The sequence below is a fragment of the Pseudomonas sp. S44 genome, from assembly GCF_016624805.1.
GTDB lineage: Bacteria > Pseudomonadota > Gammaproteobacteria > Pseudomonadales > Pseudomonadaceae > Aquipseudomonas > Aquipseudomonas machongensis.
In genome coordinates this window covers 42655-63667 of record NZ_JACVTY010000030.1, presented here as the reverse complement: position 1 = coordinate 63667, position 21013 = coordinate 42655, and the positions used below count along the sequence as shown (strand labels likewise).

At 62.6% G+C, this 21013-nt stretch carries 20 protein-coding genes; 10 read left to right on the top strand and 10 right to left on the bottom strand.

The annotated features are described in order from the left end of the window. Positions 1 to 73: 73 nt before the first annotated feature. On the top strand, positions 74 to 622 hold the full coding sequence (locus tag IAE40_RS20465) for a cysteine hydrolase family protein (protein ID WP_153774808.1): 549 nt from the start codon (positions 74 to 76) through the stop codon (positions 620 to 622). 10 nt (positions 623 to 632) lie between these two features. Here IAE40_RS20465 and IAE40_RS20460 read toward each other — a convergent pair whose 3' ends face one another. Further along, positions 633 to 1196 (bottom strand): helix-turn-helix domain-containing protein, encoded by a 564-nt coding sequence (locus IAE40_RS20460; protein ID WP_054894316.1) that lies wholly within the window; start codon positions 1194 to 1196, stop codon positions 633 to 635. 83 nt (positions 1197 to 1279) lie between these two features. Between IAE40_RS20460 and IAE40_RS20455 the strand changes: the two genes are divergently transcribed. The 7 genes from IAE40_RS20455 to IAE40_RS20425 all read left to right on the top strand — a co-directional run bounded on the left by IAE40_RS20455 (position 1280) and on the right by IAE40_RS20425 (position 8432). Continuing rightward, positions 1280 to 2230, top strand: coding sequence for a DMT family transporter (locus IAE40_RS20455; RefSeq protein ID WP_197893398.1), 951 nt, complete (start codon positions 1280 to 1282; stop codon positions 2228 to 2230). Between the two features lie 150 nt (positions 2231 to 2380). Further along, a complete protein-coding gene (locus IAE40_RS20450) occupies positions 2381 to 5293 on the top strand; it encodes a monovalent cation/H+ antiporter subunit A (protein WP_112898728.1) in 2913 nt (970 codons plus the stop codon). After that, the gene (locus IAE40_RS20445) at positions 5293 to 5637 is read left to right on the top strand and encodes a Na+/H+ antiporter subunit C (protein WP_054894319.1); all 345 of its coding nucleotides are present in this window, start codon (positions 5293 to 5295) and stop codon (positions 5635 to 5637) included. The genes IAE40_RS20450 and IAE40_RS20445 overlap by 1 nt, the downstream gene beginning before the upstream one ends. After that, entirely contained in the window at positions 5634 to 7310 is a 1677-nt protein-coding gene (locus IAE40_RS20440; protein ID WP_153774800.1) for a monovalent cation/H+ antiporter subunit D, read from the top strand. The genes IAE40_RS20445 and IAE40_RS20440 overlap by 4 nt, the downstream gene beginning before the upstream one ends. Beyond that, positions 7307 to 7795 carry a Na+/H+ antiporter subunit E gene (locus IAE40_RS20435; RefSeq protein WP_054894321.1) on the top strand — a complete coding sequence of 163 codons (489 nt, stop codon included), beginning with the start codon at positions 7307 to 7309 and terminating at the stop codon, positions 7793 to 7795. Before IAE40_RS20440 ends, IAE40_RS20435 begins: the two co-directional genes overlap by 4 nt. Then, the gene (locus IAE40_RS20430; protein ID WP_054894322.1) at positions 7792 to 8070 is read left to right on the top strand and encodes a K+/H+ antiporter subunit F; all 279 of its coding nucleotides are present in this window, start codon (positions 7792 to 7794) and stop codon (positions 8068 to 8070) included. The genes IAE40_RS20435 and IAE40_RS20430 overlap by 4 nt, the downstream gene beginning before the upstream one ends. Continuing rightward, on the top strand, positions 8067 to 8432 hold the full coding sequence (locus IAE40_RS20425; RefSeq protein WP_063545547.1) for a Na+/H+ antiporter subunit G: 366 nt from the start codon (positions 8067 to 8069) through the stop codon (positions 8430 to 8432). The genes IAE40_RS20430 and IAE40_RS20425 overlap by 4 nt, the downstream gene beginning before the upstream one ends. A gap of 30 nt (positions 8433 to 8462) precedes the next feature. Here the strand turns inward: IAE40_RS20425 and IAE40_RS20420 are convergent, their stop codons facing one another. Together IAE40_RS20420 and IAE40_RS20415 are read right to left on the bottom strand one after the other, a co-directional pair. Continuing rightward, positions 8463 to 8675, bottom strand: coding sequence for a hypothetical protein (locus tag IAE40_RS20420; protein ID WP_197893399.1), 213 nt, complete (start codon positions 8673 to 8675; stop codon positions 8463 to 8465). Then, positions 8672 to 9142 (bottom strand): hypothetical protein, encoded by a 471-nt coding sequence (locus IAE40_RS20415; protein WP_054894325.1) that lies wholly within the window; start codon positions 9140 to 9142, stop codon positions 8672 to 8674. The genes IAE40_RS20420 and IAE40_RS20415 overlap by 4 nt, the downstream gene beginning before the upstream one ends. 315 nt (positions 9143 to 9457) lie before the next feature. Here IAE40_RS20415 and IAE40_RS20410 point away from each other — a divergent pair, with 315 nt between their 5' ends. Beyond that, complete coding sequence (locus IAE40_RS20410; RefSeq protein ID WP_063545549.1) at positions 9458 to 9655, top strand: hypothetical protein; 198 nt, start codon at positions 9458 to 9460, stop codon at positions 9653 to 9655. 5 nt (positions 9656 to 9660) lie between these two features. On the opposite strand, the gene IAE40_RS20405 is transcribed toward IAE40_RS20410, so the two are convergent. Beyond that, complete coding sequence (locus IAE40_RS20405; protein ID WP_153774797.1) at positions 9661 to 9846, bottom strand: hypothetical protein; 186 nt, start codon at positions 9844 to 9846, stop codon at positions 9661 to 9663. A gap of 186 nt (positions 9847 to 10032) precedes the next feature. Continuing rightward, positions 10033 to 10437, bottom strand: a complete 405-nt coding sequence (locus tag IAE40_RS20400; protein ID WP_054894328.1) for a TraR/DksA family transcriptional regulator — start codon at positions 10435 to 10437, stop codon at positions 10033 to 10035. Between the two features lie 373 nt (positions 10438 to 10810). On the opposite strand from IAE40_RS20400, the gene IAE40_RS20395 reads away from it, so the two are divergent. Further along, positions 10811 to 15337 (top strand): DUF6543 domain-containing protein, encoded by a 4527-nt coding sequence (locus tag IAE40_RS20395; protein WP_200603765.1) that lies wholly within the window; start codon positions 10811 to 10813, stop codon positions 15335 to 15337. A gap of 36 nt (positions 15338 to 15373) precedes the next feature. Here the strand turns inward: IAE40_RS20395 and IAE40_RS20390 are convergent, their stop codons facing one another. Genes IAE40_RS20390 through IAE40_RS20370 form a run of 5 tightly spaced genes read right to left on the bottom strand, consistent with a single transcriptional unit; the run spans position 15374 to position 20929 of the window. Further along, entirely contained in the window at positions 15374 to 16147 is a 774-nt protein-coding gene (locus IAE40_RS20390; protein ID WP_197893401.1) for an enoyl-CoA hydratase, read from the bottom strand. A gap of 13 nt (positions 16148 to 16160) precedes the next feature. Then, positions 16161 to 17288 (bottom strand): acyl-CoA dehydrogenase family protein, encoded by a 1128-nt coding sequence (locus IAE40_RS20385; RefSeq protein ID WP_197893402.1) that lies wholly within the window; start codon positions 17286 to 17288, stop codon positions 16161 to 16163. A gap of 8 nt (positions 17289 to 17296) precedes the next feature. After that, positions 17297 to 18490 (bottom strand): acetyl-CoA C-acyltransferase, encoded by a 1194-nt coding sequence (locus tag IAE40_RS20380; protein WP_197893403.1) that lies wholly within the window; start codon positions 18488 to 18490, stop codon positions 17297 to 17299. A gap of 12 nt (positions 18491 to 18502) precedes the next feature. Beyond that, positions 18503 to 19270 carry an SDR family NAD(P)-dependent oxidoreductase gene (locus tag IAE40_RS20375; RefSeq protein ID WP_197893404.1) on the bottom strand — a complete coding sequence of 256 codons (768 nt, stop codon included), beginning with the start codon at positions 19268 to 19270 and terminating at the stop codon, positions 18503 to 18505. 12 nt (positions 19271 to 19282) lie between these two features. Beyond that, positions 19283 to 20929, bottom strand: a complete 1647-nt coding sequence (locus IAE40_RS20370) for an acyl-CoA synthetase (protein ID WP_200603764.1) — start codon at positions 20927 to 20929, stop codon at positions 19283 to 19285. Positions 20930 to 21013 lie beyond the last annotated feature (84 nt).

Sequence of the window (21013 nt, the reverse complement as noted above, 5' to 3'; positions counted from 1 at the left end):
GCCGATCCCCATGTCGGTCGTTCAAGCCTATAACTATCGCCACACCACGACCACGCCCAAGGAGGCGCGCAACATGAGCAAGCAGGCCCTGATTCTCATCGATATCCAGAACGATTACTTCCCCGGTGGCAAATGGACCCTCGACGGCGCCGATGCGGCAGCCGACAACGCCGCCCGCCTGCTCGCCGCTGCCCGCGAGCGCGGCGACCTGGTCGTGCATGTGCGCCATGAGTTCGAATCAGCCGATGCGCCGTTTTTTGCCCCTGGCTCGCCAGGCGCCGAGATCCACGCCAAGGTACTGCCGATCAGCAGCGAGCCGGTGGTGCTCAAGCATCAAGTCAACGCGTTTCGCGACACCGAGCTCAAGTCGCTCCTCGACAAGCATGAGGTAAAAAACCTGACCATCGTCGGCGCCATGAGCCACATGTGCATCGATTCGGCAACCCGCGCTGCCGCAGACTTCGGCTACCAGGTCTCGGTGGCGCACGACGCCTGCGCCACGCTGGCTCTGGAGTTCAATGGACAGACGGTGCCCGCATCGCACGTGCACGACTCGGCCATGGCGGCGCTAGCTTTCGCCTTTGCCGCCGTCGAGAGTACCGATACGTTGCTGGCCAAGTAGGCTGGGTGGATCAGATCACCACATTGCGCACGAATCGCGTGGGCTGGTCGCCGTCGTTGCGGTACGCGTAGCGGCAGTCGCTGGGGAAAATGTGGAACTCCCCAGCGCGCAGGCGCAGTTCACCGCTTTCGATCAGCAGCGTCAGACAGCCCTCGGTCACATAGATCTGCTCGCTCCAACCCTCGGCATCAGCCTCACTGGCATAGTGCTCGCCCGGTGCCAGGGTCCACTCCCAGAGCTCGACCTCGCGCCGCGCGGGGCTACTACCCAGCAGTACCGCGCGGCTGTCCGGCTGCTCACCGGCCCAGGCCAGCTCATTGATGCGTGCAGGATCGCGTTGCTCGGGCGCCTGGATCAGCGTACTGAACGCCACACCCAGCGCTTCGGCGATCAGGTCGAGGGTGGTGAGGCTGACGTTCTTCTCGCCTGCCTCGATGGCAACCAGCATGCGCCGGCTGACACCAGAGCTTTCGGCCAAGGCGGTCTGGCTCAGGCCCCTGTCGTTACGCAGGCGGCGGATGTTCTGACTGACGTGCTGCAGCACCGAAGCGCGGTGCGAGGAATCTTTGTGCACTATATTGCTCACTGGTAGGGGTTGCGCAGTATACTGCCCACTTTGCGGCGATTGTGCGCCGCCCCTTCCGAGTGCGCAAGACCATGACCCACACCAGCAGCAGCCCGCGGCCGTCCGTATCCTTTCGCCTGAGCAAAGCCGAATGGGTGCTGGTGTTCATCACCATGCTCTGGGGCGGCACCTTCCTGATCGTGCACAACGTCATGAGCGTGAGCGGACCGATGTTCTTCGTCGGCCTGCGATTCGCGGCAGCGGCACTGTTCGTCGGGCTGGTATCGGCGCGAGCGCTGTCGGGCCTGACGTTCACCGAACTCAAAGCCGGCGTGCTGATCGGTGTATCGATCATGCTCGGCTACGGCTTGCAGACCATGGGCCTGCAAACCATCAGCAGCAGCCAGTCGGCCTTCATCACGGCCCTCTACGTACCCTTCGTGCCGCTGCTGCAATGGTTGGTGCTGGGGCGCCGGCCCGGCCTGATGCCAAGCATCGGTATCTGCCTGGCCTTTGTCGGCCTGATGCTGCTGGCCGGCCCTGAGGGTGGTGCGCTGAATTTCAGCGAAGGCGAAATCGTGACCTTGGTCAGCGCCGTGGCCATCGCCGGCGAGATCATCCTGATCAGCCGTTATGCCGGAAAGGTCGATGTGCGGCGGGTCACCGTGGTGCAACTGGCAACTGCATCGGCGCTATCATTCCTGATGATCGTTCCGACCCAGGAGCGCATCCCGGATTTCTCCTGGCTGCTGTTGGCCAGCGCCCTTGGCCTGGGCGCCATGAGCGCGGTAATCCAGGTGGCGATGAACTGGGCGCAGAAATCTGTCTCGCCAACCCGTGCCACGCTGATCTATGCCGGCGAACCGGTCTGGGCCGGCATCGTTGGTCGTATCGCAGGGGACCGCTTGCCAGGCGTGGCGCTTATTGGTGGCCTGCTGATCGTGATCGCCGTGGTCGTCAGCGAACTGAAGATTCGCCGCGATCGCGATCCCCTTCCAGAGCCGCGAGGCCTGACGCCAAGCGAAAGCGAGACAGGGCGTTGAACTCCTGATCAGCGGCTATGCTCTGAAAAAAACTGTTATAAAAAAACAGCTTGTCACAGCGCTTTTGTAGGATTCTGCCACAGCTTGCGTGTTGGTGATCACCAGCGTGGCACGTATGATCCATGGCAAACCTCCGTAGATTAGAACGCTATGTCTTTGATAGTGCTATTGCTTCTGCCCTTCATCGGCAGTTGCCTGGCAGCCGTGCTGCCGCACAATGCGCGTAACGCCGAGTCCATTCTCGCCGGGCTCGTGGCCTTGGTCGGCACTGTCCAGGTAGCGCTGCTGTACCCGCAGATCGCCCATGGCGGCGTGATCCGCGAAGAATTCCTCTGGCTGCCCAGCCTCGGGCTCAACCTCGTGCTGCGCATGGATGGCTTCGCCTGGCTGTTCTCGTTGCTGGTGCTGGGCATCGGCACACTGGTGTCGCTGTATGCGCGCTACTACATGTCACCCCAAGACCCCGTGCCACGATTCTTTGCCTTCTTCCTGGCATTCATGGGCGCAATGCTCGGGTTGGTGATTTCCGGCAACCTGATTCAGCTGGTGTTCTTCTGGGAGCTGACCAGCCTGTTTTCTTTCCTCCTCATCGGCTACTGGCATCACCGCAGCGATGCCCGCCGCGGCGCTTACATGGCGCTGATGGTCACGGGTGCAGGGGGTTTGTGCCTGCTGGTCGGCGCTTTGCTGCTGGGCCATGTGGTCGGGAGCTATGACCTGGACAAGGTCCTGGCCGCTGGCGAAACCGTCCGCCAGCACGCGCTCTATCCCGTATTGCTGCCGCTGATCCTGATTGGCGCCCTGAGCAAGAGCGCGCAGTTCCCCTTCCAGTTCTGGCTACCGCATGCCATGGCTGCACCCACACCGGTCTCGGCCTATCTGCATTCGGCGACCATGGTCAAGGCCGGGGTGTTCCTGCTGGCACGCCTATGGCCAACGCTGTCGGGCACCGAGGAGTGGTTCTGGATCGTCGGCGGGGCAGGTGCCTGTACCCTCCTGCTGGGTGCCTTCGCGGCGATGTTCCAGAATGACCTCAAGGGGCTGCTGGCCTATTCGACCATCAGCCACCTGGGCCTGATCACCCTGTTGCTAGGGCTGAACAGCCCGCTGGCCGCTGTCGCGGCAGTGTTCCACATCCTCAACCACGCCACCTTCAAGGCCTCGCTGTTCATGGCCGCCGGCATCATCGACCATGAAAGCGGCACCCGCGACATTCGCCGTCTCAGCGGCCTGATACGCCTGGTACCCTATACCGCCACCCTGGCCATGGTCGCCAGTGCGTCCATGGCCGGCGTACCTCTGATGAATGGCTTCCTCTCCAAGGAAATGTTCTTCGCCGAAACCGTATTCATCAGCTCCAGTGCCTGGGTCGAGGCCGCCTTGCCGGTGATCGCCACCCTTGCAGGCACGTTCAGCGTTGCGTACGCCCTGCGTTTCACGGTCGACGTGTTCTTCGGCCCGACCGCCCAGGACCTTCCGCATACCCCCCACGAACCCCCGCGCTGGATGCGCGCGCCGGTCGAACTGCTGGTCCTGACCTGCCTGGTAGTCGGCATCTTCCCTGCCCAGTCGGTGGGCCCGCTGCTCGCCGCCGCAGCGTTGCCGGTGGTGGGCGGCACCCTGCCGGAATACAGCCTGGCTATCTGGCATGGCTGGAACGCCCCCCTGATCATGAGCCTGATCGCCATGTGCGGCGGCGTGGTGCTCTACCTGTTGCTGCGCAAACAGTTGCGCCTGGGCCGTTTCCCCTACCCGCCACTGATCGAACGCTTCAATGGCAAGCGGCTGTTCGAGCACGGACTGGTACGTCTGATGCTGCTGGCCCGGCACCTCGAAGGACTGTTGACCAGCCGCCGCCTGCAGACCCAGCTATTCATGCTGGTGGTCGCCGCCTTCCTCGCCGGCCTCACCCCCATGCTGTACAGCGGCATCAGCTGGGGGGACCGCCCCAAGATTCCGGGGTCCGGCGTATTCGTCGCCATGTGGCTGATTGCAATTGCCTGTGCCATCGGCGCAGCCTGGCAGGCCAAATACCACCGCCTGGCTGCGCTGATCATGGTCAGCGTCTGCGGCCTGATGACGTGCATCACCTTCGTCTGGTTCTCTGCCCCTGACCTTGCACTCACGCAACTGGTGGTCGAAGTCGTCACCACAGTGTTGATCCTGCTGGGCCTGCGCTGGCTGCCGCGCCGAATCGAAGGCGTCTCTCCCCTGCCCGGCAGCCAGGAGCGTGCACGCTTGCGACGCCTGCGCGACCTGCTGCTGGCAGTGCTGGTCGGCGGCGGTATGGCACTGCTGTCGTACGCCATGTTGACCCGTCCGACACCCAACGACATCTCATCGTTCTACCTGAGCCGTGCACTCCCCGAGGGTGGCGGTACCAACGTGGTCAACGTGATGCTGGTGGACTTCCGCGGCTTCGATACATTGGGTGAAATCACTGTACTGGTCGCCGTGGCGCTGACGGTCTTCGCCCTGCTGCGCCGCTTCCGCCCACCGAAAGAGAGCATGCAGCTGCCGACGCAACAGCGCCAGCTGGCGCCGGACGTAATCACCGACTTGGTCAATCCACGGCATGTCACCGATACCGCGCTGGGCTTCATGATGGTGCCAGCAGTATTGGTACGCCTGCTGCTGCCGATCGCCCTGCTGGTCTCGATGTACCTGTTCATGCGCGGCCACAACCAACCAGGCGGCGGCTTCGTCGCCGGGCTGGTGATGTCGGTGGCATTCATCCTCCAGTACATGGTCGCAGGCACCCAGTGGGTCGAGGCCCAGATGAGCCTGCGACCGCTGCGCTGGATGGGCACCGGCCTGCTGTGCGCCACGCTTACCGGCATAGGCGCCATGTTGCTGGGTTATCCGTTCCTCACCACCCACACTGCGCACCTGCATCTGCCGTTGCTCGGTGACATCCATGTCGCCAGCGCCTTGTTCTTCGATATCGGCGTGTACACCGTGGTTGTCGGCTCCACGCTCTTGATCCTGACCGCCCTGGCACACCAATCGGTGCGCGCCTATCGCCCGGGCCATCCGAAATCCAGCCAGACAGGAGCCGCCTGATGGAAGAAGTCATCGCAGTCGCCATCGGCGTACTGGCCGCCTCCGGAGTCTGGCTGGTACTGCGCCCACGGACCTACCAGGTCATCATGGGCCTGTGCCTGCTCTCCTACGGCGTCAATTTGTTCATCTTCAGCATGGGCAGCCTGTTCATCGGCAAGGAGCCGATCATCAAGGAGGGCGTCCCACAGGACCTGCTGAACTACACCGACCCACTACCACAGGCGCTGGTGTTGACCGCCATCGTCATCAGCTTTGCCATGACCGCCCTGTTCCTGGTGGTCCTGCTGGCCTCGCGCGGCCTGACCGGCACCGACCATGTCGATGGCCGGGAGCGTGAGGAATGAGCTGGATGAATCAACTGATTGTCGCCCCGATCCTGCTACCGCTGGTAACCGCTGCGATCATGCTGCTGATCGGTGAAAAACACCGCCAGTTCAAGGCCCGCCTGAACCTGCTGTCGAGCCTGATCGGCTTGGGTGTCGCCGTGACGCTATTGATGTGGGTACGCGGCCAGGGTCAGGCCGAGTCCATCGGTGTCTACCTGCCAGGCAACTGGCCGGCGCCGTTCGGTATCGTGCTGGTACTCGATCACCTGTCCGCACTGCTGCTTACCCTGACCGGTGTAATCGGCGTCAGCGCCCTGCTGTTCGCCCGCGCCCGCTGGGACGGCGCCGGCGCCAGCTTCCACGCGCTGTTCCAGATTCAGCTGATGGGCCTTTACGGTGCGTTCCTGACCGCCGATCTCTTCAACCTGTTCGTGTTCTTCGAAGTGCTGCTGGCGGCGTCCTATGGCCTGCTGCTGCACGGCTCGGGACGCGCGCGGGTCAGGGCCGGGCTGCACTACATCGCCATCAACCTGTTCGCCTCTTCGCTGTTCCTGGTTGGCGCCGCCATGCTCTATGGCGTGACGGGCACACTGAACATGGCCGACCTGGCGCTGAAGATCCCGTTGGTCGCAGAAGCCGATCGTGGCTTGCTGCACGCCGGAGCGGCGATCCTGGCCATGGCATTCCTGGTCAAGGCCGGGGTCTGGCCGCTGAACTTCTGGCTGGTGCCGGCCTACTCCTCGGCCAGCGCACCGGTCGCAGCACTGTTCGCCATCATGACAAAGGTCGGTCTGTATGCAGTGCTGCGGCTGTGGACACTTTTGTTCTCGGGCCAGGCAGGCGCTTCGGCGAATTTCGGTGGGGAATGGCTGGTGTATGGCGGCCTCGTCACCCTCGCGGTGGCTGCCGTCTCGATTCTCGCCGCCCAGCGCCTGGAGCGTCTCGCCGCGCTGAGCATTTTGGTCTCGGCTGGCACCTTGCTGGCGTCGGTCGGCTTCGGTCAGGCGGCCCTCACCGGCGCGGCACTGTTCTACCTCACCAGCTCCACCCTGGCCTTGTGCGCCTTGTTCCTGCTGGCAGAACTTATCGAGCGTTCGCGCTCGGCCAACGAAGTGCCCCTGGACGACGAAGAGGACGCCATCCCGCCGCCGCTCGAATCCCTGCATCCACCCAAGGGCATCAACCTCGACGACGAACAGAAGGCAGTGATCGGTCAGATCATCCCCTGGACCATGGCATTCCTCGGCTTGAGCTTCATCGCCTGCGCCCTGCTGATCATTGGCATGCCGCCGCTGTCCGGCTTCATCGGCAAGCTCAACCTGATCAGCGCCCTGTTCAATCCGCAAGGTCTGGGCATGGCGGCCGAGCAGCCTCTGTCAGCCGCCGGCTGGTGCCTGGTAGCTCTGTTGCTGCTATCGGGCATGGCATCGCTGATCGCCTTTGGCCGAGTGGGCATCCAGCGCTTCTGGAAGCCTGAGGAGCGGCCCTCGCCATTGCTGCGTCGCTATGAATGCATACCGATCGTGGTACTGCTGGGGCTGTGTATCGTCCTCAGCATCCAGGCCGAACCGCTGCTGCGCTACACCCAGGACACCGCCGCCGGCCTGCAGGCACCCGACGCCTATATCCAGGCGGTCCTGTCAACCCGCCCCGTGCCTGGGCCGACCACCATGACGCAGGTGCAACCATGAACCGGCTGTTCCCCGCCCCGCTGCTGTCGCTGGCGCTGTTCGTGCTGTGGCTGGTGCTGAACCTTTCCGTCAGCCCAGGCAATCTGCTGCTTGGCGCCGCCCTGGGCATCCTCGCACCCGTGCTCATGGCGCCGTTGCGCCCGCAGCATGCCCATATCCGCCGCCCGCTGGTGATTGCTCGCTTGATCGGCCGTGTGGGGCTGGATGTTATTCTTTCGAACCTGCAAGTTGCCCGGGGCGTGCTACGAGCCGGCGGCCATCCACCGCGCTCTGCCTTCGTGCACATCCCTCTGTCATTGCGCGACGCCCATGGCCTGGCCGCCCTGTCGATGATCACCACGGTGGTACCCGGCACGGTCTGGTCGGAGCTGGCCCTGGATCGCAGCATCCTGCTGCTGCATGTGTTCGACCTGGACGACGAAGCCACCTTCATCGAACATTTCAAGCACACCTACGAACGCCCGCTGATGGAGATCTTCGAATGACTGGCCTGCTCGCCAACGCCATTCTCGCCAGCCTGTTCATCTTCATCATCGCCATGGCCCTGGCGCTGGTCAGGGTGTTCCGCGGCCCTTCGGCGCAGGACCGGGTCCTGGCGCTGGACTACTTGTACATCCTGGCCATGCTGATGATGCTGGTGCTAGGCATCCGCTATGCCAGTGATACCTACTTCGAAGGCGCGATGCTGATCGCCCTGTTCGGCTTCGTCGGCTCCTTTGCCCTGGCCAAGTTCCTGCTGCGTGGGGAGGTGATCGAATGATGCAGACCGTCGAACTTCCGTTCTGGCTGGAGCTGGCCACGGCCGCGCTGCTGCTGATAGGCAGCCTGTTCGCCTTGATCGGTGCAATTGGCCTGGTGCGCCTGAAGGACTACTTCCAGCGCATGCATCCGCCTGCACTGGCCTCGACTATTGGCGCGTGGTGCGTCAGCCTCGCCTCGATCCTGTACTTTTCCGGTCTCAAGCAGGGGCCGGTGCTGCATGCCTGGCTGATACCGATCCTGCTGTCGATTACCGTACCGGTCACGACGCTTCTGCTCGCGCGGGCCGCCTTGTTCCGCAAACGCATGTCGGGAGAACAGGTGCCGGATGAGGTCAGCAGCGGTGGCGATCGGGGCAACTGAGCGCCCGCTGAAGCCGCCTGGAAAACGCTGTCAGTGCTGGGTAAGGCGCTGCAGCTCGCGCCGAACCATGGCCACATAAGGAGGCGGGCCGAGCCGATAGAGCTCCCCCGCCACCCAGGCCAGCCAACCATCCTTCAACTGTGCTCGATGGGCCATCAGGCGCTCGGCGTCCAGGATTGCTTGCGCCTTGTGGCGCTGGTGAAACTCGGCGCGCCCCGCAGGCAGCTCATCGTCGCCACTCATTCACTGGCCTTGAAGGTGGTCAGCTCGCCCTTGCGCCATTTGGCGACCTTGCCGGTCACCGCCTTGAGCAGTTTGCCCAGGCCTTCCGCCACCTGGGACTGGGCAGCGAACACGAGCATCACGCCCTGCCCGTCACGGAAAACAATGCCATCGCCCTCGGGTACCGAGACGAACGCATAGTCACCCACGCCATATACGTTGAACTTTATGTCGCGAAAGCGCAGCTCGAGCTTGCCACCCTCGCGACTGGGCAGGACCGCGGCCCGGAAGTGATCCCCGACCTTCAGTTCCAGACGTTGCTTGTCATCGACGACCATCGCGTTGTCGGTATCGATCTCGGCCATGTACAGGCCATCGGGGTTCTGCTCGGTGACGTAGATGAAACGGCCCTGAAAGAGCTTGACCAACTTGGCCCGCAAGTCGCCCAGGGCGAACAGGGCGTGGGTATCCAGAGTACTGACTGCCAATGAAGTGATCCTCGAACCGGTTGTTTCCCGCCGCCACACGAAGTCGTGAAAGCGTGACGCGGCGGCCATTTCAAAGCGAAGTCTGAAAGGTTAGTGACATGATGCTTGAAACGTCTGCGGGGCTCGTCGATACGGCAGGCAGGATCTTTCACCCTCGCACGCCAGCCAAAACCCCAAGAGAACGCTCAGCATAGATCCCACAGGGGGAACAATATTGTCTGACAACAATGCCGCCAGAAAAGATGCAATAGATAAAGCCAGGCCCCTCGGCAGAATGGGTCCGGCATTCATCCATGCATTTACAGGGGAAAGAATATGCACGAAAACACCGAAATCCGTCGAGAGGTCTCGAACATTTCTTACATCCGACCTGTGCGCAACATCGCGCGTTTCGTGGTCATTCCCGCCGGCGTCGCGTTCTTCCACATCACCGAGCGTGCCACTGGCCGAGTCATGGGCTTTCGCCGCAGCCACCTGGCAGCCTGCGAACTGGCGCTAAGCCTGGATATCTAAGCCGCCTATCCCTTCGCCAGTTGCTGCAGCCAGGCAGCCTGACACTCCAGCGCTTCAGCCCGGCTGGCGAAGGCCGTACCGCGACGCTCGCCATCGACCAACACTACCCAGCATGCCCGCTGTCCCTGTGCCTGCAGCATCGCAGGTACACCAGAGCCTATCATCACTGCCACATTGACCCGGGATTGCATGACCCTCTCCATTTAATTAGCAAGCTAACTACATGGATAGAGTACGACCCGCCAAGGCCGGGAAAAAGCGCTTGCCGGTAGAGCTGTATTGCATCAATCGCAACAAATCGAAATGCTTTCTGCTCCTGCGGAAACGCGAAAGGCCCCACGGATTGCTCCGCAGGGCCTTGCGCCGAGTGTCTCCGGTCAGATCTGCCGCTGATGGCGGTCGAGCTGCTCGTGACGCTCCTGGGCTTCAATGCAGTATTTGGTGGTCGGGCTGATCAGCAAGCGTTGCAGACCGATCGGCTCGCCGCTGTCGTCGCACCAGCCAAAGCTCTCGTCAGCGATACGGCCCAGGGCCATCTCCAGCTGCGGCAGCAGGCGCTGGTCGCGCTCGATGGCGTTGACCAGCCAATGACGCTCTTCCTCGACCGAAGCCACATCGGCCGGGTCAGAGGGCGTATCCAGGCTTTCGATGGTGGCGCGGCTCAGCTCGATGCGCTCATGGGTCTCGACTTTCATCGCTTGCAGCAGCGCGGTGAAGAACCCGAGCTGATCGGCATTCATGTAGTCATCGGCCGACATGGCCAGCAACTGTTCCTTGGTCATCGATTTCTCTATGAAAAAATGTGCATTTGGGCGATTCGGGTGCCGCCGGCGATGGCTCGCAGGCAGCGGAATTCTTCAAGCGCCAACCGGCACTCTTTTACAGGGGGCGGCAGTCTAAGGTGCCCGGCCCCGTGGGGCAACAGAAATGACAGAGGAATCTGCCGAATCGGACGGATTGCCCCGGGACCATACTCGGGGATGAACACCATCACGGACAGCGGCGCAGCCCCATTAATATGCAACAACAGCCGCCCTGCTGTCAGCCTGCAGCTACAATACCGAACGCTCTGGCTCGGGGTAGTGACAGGCTACCTCTACGCCACCTGTCGACGATGATCATCTGGGGGTTCCCCTTCGTAAAGGAACCTCAATCATGAGCCTTTCTACCCCCCGCCCACAGGTCGGTGATCTGGACTGCGAGATTGCCAAACACTTCCAGACGCGCCCCTCGCTTAAAGATGTGGCCAGTCGCATGCTCAAGCAGCAATGGTTGGCCCGCATGCTGGATCCCTCACTCGATCCGGCGACCCTATTCATTCGCAGCACAGGCAAGCCCGGTACGGAGCCCTACCAGCGCTCGCTGGTCAGCTTGCTGATACAGCGCTACATCTTCAAGACGACCCTCAACCTCACACCATTGCAAGACATACTGATCCAAACCCAGCCAAGCCTCGCCGACAAGACCCTGGAATCCTCACTCCACCCGATCGAGACCCTGATCGACGAAACCGCGCCGTTTCTGCTCAAGGAATATTGTCAGGCGCTGACCGACTATTGGACGGATGCAGACAAGCATCACGGCAAGTCGCCGTGGCAATGGTGCAGCCAGTACCTGCGCGAGCGCTACAAAACCGCGCTGGACGGCCATCGCAAAGAGCAATCCATGGATGACAGAACGCTGGCGGTTGCCCAACAACTGCTGGACAACACCTCGGATAACCCGGGTCTCGTTCTGCACAACGTGCGCCTGGACATGCTGATTAATTGGCAACTCGACCCGGACCTTGCCAGTGCCTTGTTGATCGAAAGCCCGGCCTCTGAGGGTAAGGAGGCCGTAACCTTGCTGTTCACCACCAGTGGTCGGTTACTGCAGTATCAAAGCCGTAACGCGATGCTGGCCAGGGGCAGGCGACGACTGCCCGCCTCATTGCCGCCTGCAAAGACAGTGATGCGCCTGATCAGAATCCCCGGGCGGCCATTCGACAATCAGGCCAGCGGTCTGTTGCAGCAACAGTTGCATGGCTCACTCATTGTCAGCTCGATACCCGATCAACTCCAGAGACCCGACGAACTGGCGCTCGCGCTCGACCGCACCACCTCGATGTTGAGCCTGTGTGGCATCGACGACACTGCGGCCCATGATCGCCTGGCCGCCGAGTTGCCGGAGTGGTTGCGCAATGCGCAACCAGGGCAACTGCAGCGCTATGCCCTGGTACTCACGGATATCGCCCAGACCTACGAGGGCGCCGGCAAGAAGGGCTGGCTGGACGGAATCCTCGACGCACAGACATTTGCCTATGCCAAGCTCTACGAGTGGATACTCAAGGATCATCCCGATTTCGACCTTGACCTCAAGCAACTGCGTGCCGCGAACCATCAGGTCACAGCCGTCGCAATACCCGGGGCAGGTGCGCTGGAGACCAGTGGCAGCATTCATGTCGAACGATTCGATCTCGCGCAGTTGGCCATTGCCAACCTAGGGCTGCTGCAGCCTGGCAAGGTGGTGGTCGAATCTGTCGATGGCAGTGGCGTGCCGCCATGGTTCGACGAAACCTACCTGCGCGCACTGATCACCCAGGCAGACATCGCCAAGCACTATCCGCAAATGCTGCGCGCCAAGCTGCTCGACGACCCGCAAGCAGCACAGCGTCGCACAGCATTGTTGCGCAAGCAGTTGCGCAGCCAGTTGCCGCTGCTGGTCATGGACCTGAACCTGCGGGGCCTGACGTCGGGCCCTGACCTCTCCAAAGAGATTGGCCAACTGTTTACCAACCCGCAGCCCCAGTCGGTCGAGTGGTACCTTCGGCCATTCGCGTTGCAGTCTAGCCTCGATGCCAGCCCTGATCATGTGAGCAATACCTGGCTGATCGAGAAGAGTGCCGGCAATGACGGCCCATGCCTGCTCTATCGCCCACTGCTGGCCACGCCCCTATCTTACTTCCAGGACCGTATAGCACTGTTCGAGGCGCTTGCCACACCTGGCGACCTGCAGGATGACATCCTGCAACGGCTCCCGGAGCAGGCGCGCAAGGTATACGCCTACGGTGGTTTTCGCGAACCGCACCTGTTCCATCCAGGAGAGGACGACTGGGCAGTGCCGTTCGGCAAACCCGCCCCGGCATCGCTGTCGATCGAACCGCCCTGCCTAGACCCCGCATCAGCGCTGTACAAGGCCTGCGTGGAGGAAACCATTACCCAATTCAGCAGCCATGCACAAAGCAGCGAACAGACACGCTGGGCACGCTGGCAGACACTGGGTTGGCTGTTACTCAATACGGTACTGCCTTTCGCCCCCGAGTCCGTGGCCACCGCGGGCTGGATCATTCAGATGGAGAGCTCTTTTCTCCAGGCAACCAGCGACCGGCCACAGAACACCAGTGATCGCGCTGCCACCCTGGTAGAGCTGCTACTCAACCTCGCCACGCTGCTGTTCGCCCACGCCCGTCGCAGGATCGACCTGCAACGACCGCTGGAAGCCCCCACCGTCGACCCGCTGGCCACCCCAACCGTCGATCAGTTGCCGACACTGGTGAGCAGCGCCCCCGATCCACTGTTCGATTTTTCCTGGAGCAATCCCTTGTTCAAGCTTGACAGCGCCCAGCGTCAATCGCTGCTGGCGCTGCGTGCGCCCTATAAGGTCGCTGAACTGGGGCCTCCGATATCTCACGGTGCGTTGCAGGGCCTTTTCCTGCATGACGCACGCACCTGGGTCTCACTGGACAGCGGTGTTTACGAGGTGCAGCTGGATCCGATAGCACAACGTCAGCGTATCATCGACGCCGCCAACCCGGACAAGCCGGGCCCCTGGCTTCGCCATGAAGAGAGTGGCCGCTGGGAGCTGGATCTGCGCCTGCATCTCAAGGGCGGCATGCCCCTGGGCAAGCGAATCGCACAACTCAAGGCCGAGAACGCAAAGGCCCTGACAACGCTGAATGCAACAATCATCGAGGAACGAGCACAGTCTCAAAGCCGCCAGCAGATGCTGATCGATGCACTGAAGGACGCCGAGGGCAAGGAAGATGAAGCCTCGCTGCATAAATACCTGAGCACCGCCAAGGAGTGCTCGACGTTCTGGGCACAGCACCTCGAGCACCTAAGGCAACGCAACGAGCGCGCGGTACTGGAGAAGTACAAGGTGCGCCGTGCCTTTGCCCTATGCCAGCAAGTGCGCTGCGAACAGGAAGTCTTTCGTGCTCTGAATCGCTTGCATGACCCACTGCGCGCTCAGATGCTCGAAATATACGATCGGCAGAACAGTGGTCATGAGATAACCCCTGCAGAGGCCACCACCCTCGCTGAATGCATCGAGAAGATACTGCTGCTACTGGACCAGATGGTGGAGCACGGCCCCCTGCTCACTGAGCAAAGGGCACAACTCGAAAAGCTGCGTAGCGAGCACCAGACCGAGATTAGCGGCTACATCGAGGTGGTGGACAAAGGTGGCATCAAGCCCTCCTCGAACCTGGTACTGCGCTGGATGCGCATCGAGGCCTGCATCAACCGCATGACCATGCTCCAGCAACTGGATGAGGAAAGCTCCTTCTGGATTCAGCGCGCCTGGAACAACCTGCAGATGAGCATCACGCAGCACCTGCAACTGGCCAGATTGAAGAGCCCGGGAGAGGAAGTGACTGCCAGGGTCCTGAGCAGTATCACTGGCCAGCTCAGAACAGCTCGGCGACAGCTGAACAATCTGATCAGACATATGGATCCCGAGCGCAGCCGTGATGAATTCAAGCGTATGGAGCAGGATTTCGACGCGTTCGCCAACGATGTCGCCAGGGAGGCCGACGAGCTGCCTGAGTTCATCCCGGTCAGCACAGTCCAGCAACTGCGCGCACAACTGCCCGGGCTGATAGAGACACAGGAGCATGGCATCCTGCTGGGTACGGTACGTGAAGGCGAACCGAGCATCGTCGACATCCCCACCCCCGCCAGTGAAACACCCACTCGCAGCTACACACTCAAGGACGATCGCTGGGTCGAGCTCGAAGCCGCTGTACCTGAGGCGCCTGTTGCCGCACAACCGCCCAAGCTCAAGCGCCTGCTCAAGAACGGCAGGTCGTGCATGACTGCGGGGCGCAAGGAGCTGGCGCGCCTGAGCAAGTCGTACTCGAACGACTACCTGCCGGTGGAGATAGAGGAAATTCTCAAGGACCATCGCGGCCGTCTCGACAGTGCCCGCGAGTCCATAGAACGCCGCCTCACTGCGGACAATGCCACCGATGAGGCGAGTGCAGGCGGCGACGCGGCGATCGTCATCAAGGAGATCGAGGACCTGACGGCACAGCTCACGACCGAAAGCATCAGGCTGCGCACCAAAGCGGCACTCAAGCAAAAACCGCGCATGGGTGAGCTGCAATTTCTGATCGAGCAGACCAACATAACGATCAAGCCTGTCGGCACGCGCAAAGCCTTGACCAAGGTCAAGGGCAGGCCTGCTGATTTCCTGGACGAATATGTCGTGCAGCACGACGGGCAGGCGATCTGGTATGCCCACTTCCACTATCGCTCAAGCACCGCCACCAGGGAGGATTTCGTTGCCGGCCATCTGAAACTGGCCAGTCAACGCTTTGCCCAGGGCAAGATGGTCACCAACCCGCACTCGCCGAATCAAGAAGAGGTGTACCGCAGCCCGATCTCATTGGCCGACGCAAAACAGTACTTCTTCACTGACTGAAACAGCGGGGCAGCGCCCTGGCGCTACCCCTCAACCTCAACAGTCCTTGAACTGCGCCTCGCGCTTGGCGATGAACGCTGCCATGCCTTCCTTCTGATCTTCCGTGGAAAACGCCGCGTGGAACACGCGACGTTCGAAACGCACACCCTCGCTCAGGCTCACCTCGAAAGCACGATTGACGCTTTCCTTGACCATCATGCTCACCGGAATCGACTTGCTGGCGATGGTCGCCGCCACCTTCAGCGCCTCTTCCAGCAGCTCGGCCTGGGGCACCACGCGTGCCACCAGCCCTGCCCGCTCGGCCTCCTCTGCGCCCATCAGGCGGCCAGTCAGGCACAGTTCCATGGCCTTGGCCTTGCCCACGGCACGGGTCAGGCGCTGGGTGCCGCCCATACCCGGCAGCACGCCGAGGTTGATTTCCGGCTGGCCGAACCTGGCGTTGTCAGCGGCGAGAATGAAGTCGCACATCATCGCCAGTTCGCAGCCGCCGCCCAGGGCGAACCCCGACACCGCGGCGATGATCGGTTTGCGCCGATTGGCGATGCGGTCGGCGTCGCTGAACAGGTCGTCAACGTAGATCTGCGGATACTTGAGCTCGGCCATCTCCTTGATGTCGGCACCTGCGGCGAAGGCCTTGGCAGAGCCGGTCAGGACCACGCAACCGATGTTCGGATCACGCTCGAGCTGGTCCAGGGCCTGATTGATCTCGGCCACGATCTGCGCGTTCAGGGCATTGAGCGCCTGGGGACGGTTGAGGGTGATCAGGCCGACCTTGCCGTGGATGTCCAGCAGGATTGTTTCGAATGCCATGCAAGCTGCTCCTTCAAAGATTGCGCGCAATGACCATGCGCTGAATGTCACTGGTGCCTTCGTAGATCTGGCAAACCCGCACATCGCGATAGATGCGCTCCAGCGGGAAGTCCTTCAGATAGCCATATCCGCCGAGCGTCTGCAAGGCATCCGAACAGACCTTTTCGGCCATTTCCGAGGCGAAAAGCTTGGCCATCGACGCCTCCACCAGCGCCGGGCGCCCGGCATCGCGCAGGGCGGCGGCATGCAGCACCATCTGCCTGGCCACGGCGATGCGCGTGGCCATGTCGGCCAGACGGAAAGCCACAGCCTGGTGCTCGACCAGCGCCTTGCCGAAGCTCTGGCGCTCCTTGGCGTAGTCGCGCGCGACCTCGAACGCCGCACGGGCCATGCCGACGGCCTGCGAAGCGATGCCGATACGTCCGCCCTCGAGGTTGGCCAGAGCGATCTTGTAGCCCTGCCCCTCGTCGCCCAGGCGATTGTCCACCGGTACCCGCACGTCATCGAAAACGATCTGGCAGGTGTCGGAGGCGTGCTGCCCAAGCTTTTCTTCAACCCGCACCACCTGATAGCCCGGCGAATCGGTGGGCACGATGAACGCACTGATCCCACGCTTGCCCGCCTCGGGATCGGTGACCGCAAAGACGATCACCACGCCGGCGTTCTGACCGGAAGTGATGAACTGCTTGCTGCCGTTTAGCACATAGTGATCGCCATCCAGACGCGCGCGCGTTTTCAGGCTGCTGGCGTCGGAGCCCGCCTGGGGCTCGGTGAGGGCGAAGGCGCCGATCATCGCACCGCTGGCCAGCGGCACCAGGTAACGCTGTTTCTGCTGCTCGGTTCCGAACTTCAGGATCGGCACGCAGCCCACCGAGTTATGCACGCTCATGATGGTCGAACAGGCGCCGTCGCCGGCGGCGATTTCTTCCAGGGCCATGGCGTAGGCGACATAGCCGGTGTCGCTGCCACCATACTGCTCCGGCACCAGCATCCCGAACAGGCCAAGCCCGGCCATCTCGTCGATGGCTTCACGCGGGAAGCGATGCTCCTTGTCCCACTGCTCGGCGAACGGTTTGAGGCGCTCCTGAGCGAAGTCCTTTACCGCATCGGCGATCTGTTGTTGCTCGTCAGTTACCAGCATGGTTCACCTCAGTACAGGCATTCGACCGCGATCGCCGTGGCTTCGCCGCCGCCGATGCAGATGGCCGCGATACCGCGGCGCAGGTTGTTCTGGCGCAGCGCCGAAAGCAGCGTCACCAGGATGCGCGCACCGGAGGCACCAATCGGGTGGCCCAAGGCACAGGCGCCGCCATGAATGTTGACCTTGTCATGGGGCAGGTCCAGGTGCTTCATGGCGGCCAGGGTGACGACGGCAAAGGCTTCGTTGATCTCGAACAGGTCCACCTGGGCAAGATCCCAGCCAGTACGTTTGATCAGCTTGTCGATGGCGCCGATCGGTGCGGTCGGGAACAGCGCCGGCGTATCGGCGAAGGCTGCATGACCGTGGATCACCGCCAGCGGCTTGAGGCCACGCTTGTCGGCTTCACTGCGGCGCATCAGTACCAGGGCCGCAGCGCCGTCGGAGATAGAGCTGGAGTTGGCGGCCGTCACCGTGCCGCCCTCGCGGAATGCCGGCTTGAGCTGGGGGATCTTGTCCAACCGCGCCTTGGGCGGCTGCTCGTCGTCCTTGACGAGCCGTTTCTCCTTGCCCTCGATGACCTCCACCGGCACGATCTCGGCGCTGAAGCGGCCATTCTTGATCGCGTCCTGGGCACGGGTCAGCGACGCAATGGCGAAGTTATCCTGGGCCTCGCGGCTGAAGGCCCCGGCCTGGGCGCAATCTTCAGCGAAGGTGCCCATCAGGCGACCTTTGTCGTAGGCATCCTCGAGGCCATCCATGAACATGTGGTCGATGATCCTGCCATGCCCCATGCGATAGCCGCCGCGGGCCTTGTCCAGCAGATACGGAGCGTTGGTCATGCTCTCCATGCCACCCGCCACCACCACATCGGCACTGCCGGCCAACAACAGGTCATGGGCCATGATCGCCGCCTGCATGCCAGAGCCGCACATCTTGTTCAGGGTGGTACAGGTGGTGTGCTTGCCCAGGCCCGCCCCGAGTGCGGCCTGGCGCGCCGGCGCCTGGCCAAGCCCGGCGGGCAATACGCAACCGAACAACACCTGCTCGACGCTGGCGGCATCGATGCCTGCACGCTCGACTGCGGCGCGGATCGCGGCGCTGCCCAGCTGCGGTGCAGTGAGGCTTTTCAGGTCGCCCTGCAGGCCACCCATGGGCGTGCGCACGGCACTGACGATGACGATCGGATCATTGACGAGGCTCATGAGCTCTTCTCCTTACTTGGCAGCCATGCGCAGTGCACCGTCGAGGCGGATCACCTCGCCGTTGAGCATGCTGTTCTCGATGATGTGGCGGGCCAGTGCCGCATATTCCTGCGGGCGGCCGAGACGTGGTGGGAATGGCACCCCGGCAGCGAGCGAATCACGCACTTCCTGGGTCATCCCGGCCATCATCGGCGTCTCGAAAATGCCGGGAGCGATGGTCATCACGCGGATACCGAAGCGCGCCAGTTCACGGGCGGTCGGCAGTGTCAGGCTGGCAATCGCGCCCTTGGAGGCGGCGTAGGCCGCCTGGCCGATCTGCCCGTCATAGGCGGCGATGGAGGCGGTATTGATGATCACACCCCGCTCACCGCACTCGTCCGCAGGGCCTTCGGCCATGGCCGCTGCGGCCAGGCGCAGCATGTTGAAGCTGCCAATCAGGTTGACATTGATCACCTTGGCAAAGCTTGCCAGGCCATGCGGCCCCTGTTTGCCCAGGACCTTCTCGGCGCCGACGATCCCCGCGCAATTGACCAACCCGTGCAGGCCATCGAAGGCGCTGACGGCCGCCTCGACCGCTGCCTGGGCGGCCGGCTCGCTGCTGATGTCGGCCACTGCGAAGCGGGCGTTGTCACCCAGCTCCCGCGCCTTGGCTTCGACCGCCTCGGCGTTGAGGTCGACCAGCATCACACGGGCGCCGGCCTCGACCAGCATTTGCGCTGTAGCGGCGCCCAGCCCGGAGGCGGCGCCGGTGACGATGAAACTTTTGCGTTGAACGTTCATTGAGGTCTTCCTTCAGGCGCCAGCAGGGGTGGCCTGCGCAGCGCGTTGCTTGGCAATTTCCTGATTGCGCAGGATGAAGCGTTGCAGCTTGCCGCTCGGGGTCTTGGGCAGCTCGCCGACGAATTCGATTTCACGCGGGTAAGCGTGGGCGTACAGGCGCTGGCGCACATGTTGGCGCAAGGCCTCTTCCAGTTCAGGGCTGGCGCTATGCCCTGCGGCCAGCACCACGAAAGCCTTGATCAGCTCGGTACGCTGGGGGTCAGGCTTGCCCACCACCGCCGCCTCGATCACCGCCGGGTGTTCGATTAGCGCGCTCTCCACATCGAACGGACCGACGCGGTAGCCGGAGGTGGTGATCACATCGTCGCTGCGGCCGACGAAGCTGATGCTGCCATCGGAGTTGAGCTCGACGGTGTCGCCGGAAAGGTAGTATTTGCCGATGAACGCCTTGGTGGGAACGCCGTGGTAGCCGCCGAACCAGCACAGCGGCGACTGCTCGCGGTCGACTGCCAGTATCCCCGGCTGACCGGCAGGCAGCTCGTTGCCAGCTTCGTCCAGCACCACGATGCGATGCCCGGGGATGGCGAAGCCCGCCGACCCCAGGTTTACCGGGTGCGCCAGGCCATGGTGGTTGCACAGCACCATGCCCAGCTCGGTCTGGCCATAGTGGTCGTGGATGGTCACGTTCAAGGCGTCGGCGAACCAGCGGATCACTTCGGGATTGAGCGGCTCACCGGCGCTGCTGACCACCCGCAGACGCCCCTTGATCGGTGCCGAGAACGCCTCACCGGCTGCGATCAGCAAGCGATAGGCGGTGGGCGAGCCGGCCAGGTTGCTGATGCCCAGCTTGTCGATGATCCGTGCACAGCTCTCGACGCTGAACGGACCATCGTAGAACGTGGTGGCGTGCCCCAGCGCCAGGGGGCCGGTAACCGCGTAGTACAGGCCATAGGCCCAGCCCGGATCGGCCAGGTTCCAGAAGCTATCGTCAGGGCGCAGGTCGATGGCATCGCGCATGTAGCCCTGGAAGGCGACGATCGCGCGCAGTGGGACTTCGAGCGGTTTGGCCGGCCCTGTGGTGCCGGACGTGAACATCAACAGGAAGGGGTCGTCGCCGCTGCGCATTACCGGCTCGCAGTGATCGCTTGCCGCCTCCAACGCCTGCTGGAAATCCAGCTCGTGCGCCGCAGCACCGACCGTGATGATCGTCGGGCAGCCGCTGACATCGTCCAGCTTGGCGCGGTTGTTGCGATCAGTGACCACCACCCGGGCGTGGGACTGCTCCAGACGGTGCTCGATGGCCTTGGGACCGAACGCGGTGAACAACGGCTGGTATACCGCCCCCAGTCGCCAAGTGGCGAGAATCGTCACCAGCAGTTCTACGGTACGTGGCATCAGGCCGGCGACCCGGTCCCCAGGCCCCACGCCCTGATCCTTCAGGACATTGCCCATGCGAGCCGACATGGCCTGCAGCTGCTCGAAACTGTAGCGCGCGCCGTTACCTTCCTGGTCTTCACAGATCAGCGCAGGCAGGTTGCGGCCGACATGCCGGTCGCAGCACTCGACACAGGCGTTAAGTGCTTGCAGGTTGCCCTGCAAGGCGTTTGCGGCAACCCGGTCATATTCGAATGCTCGCGCGGCCTCGGCGTAATCACGCATCGTCGGACTCCTGGTTTCTTGTTGTTGGAGTTGAACCCTAGGTCCGACGATAGTCGCGCCGCCAGCGCTTGTGGACAATGGCAA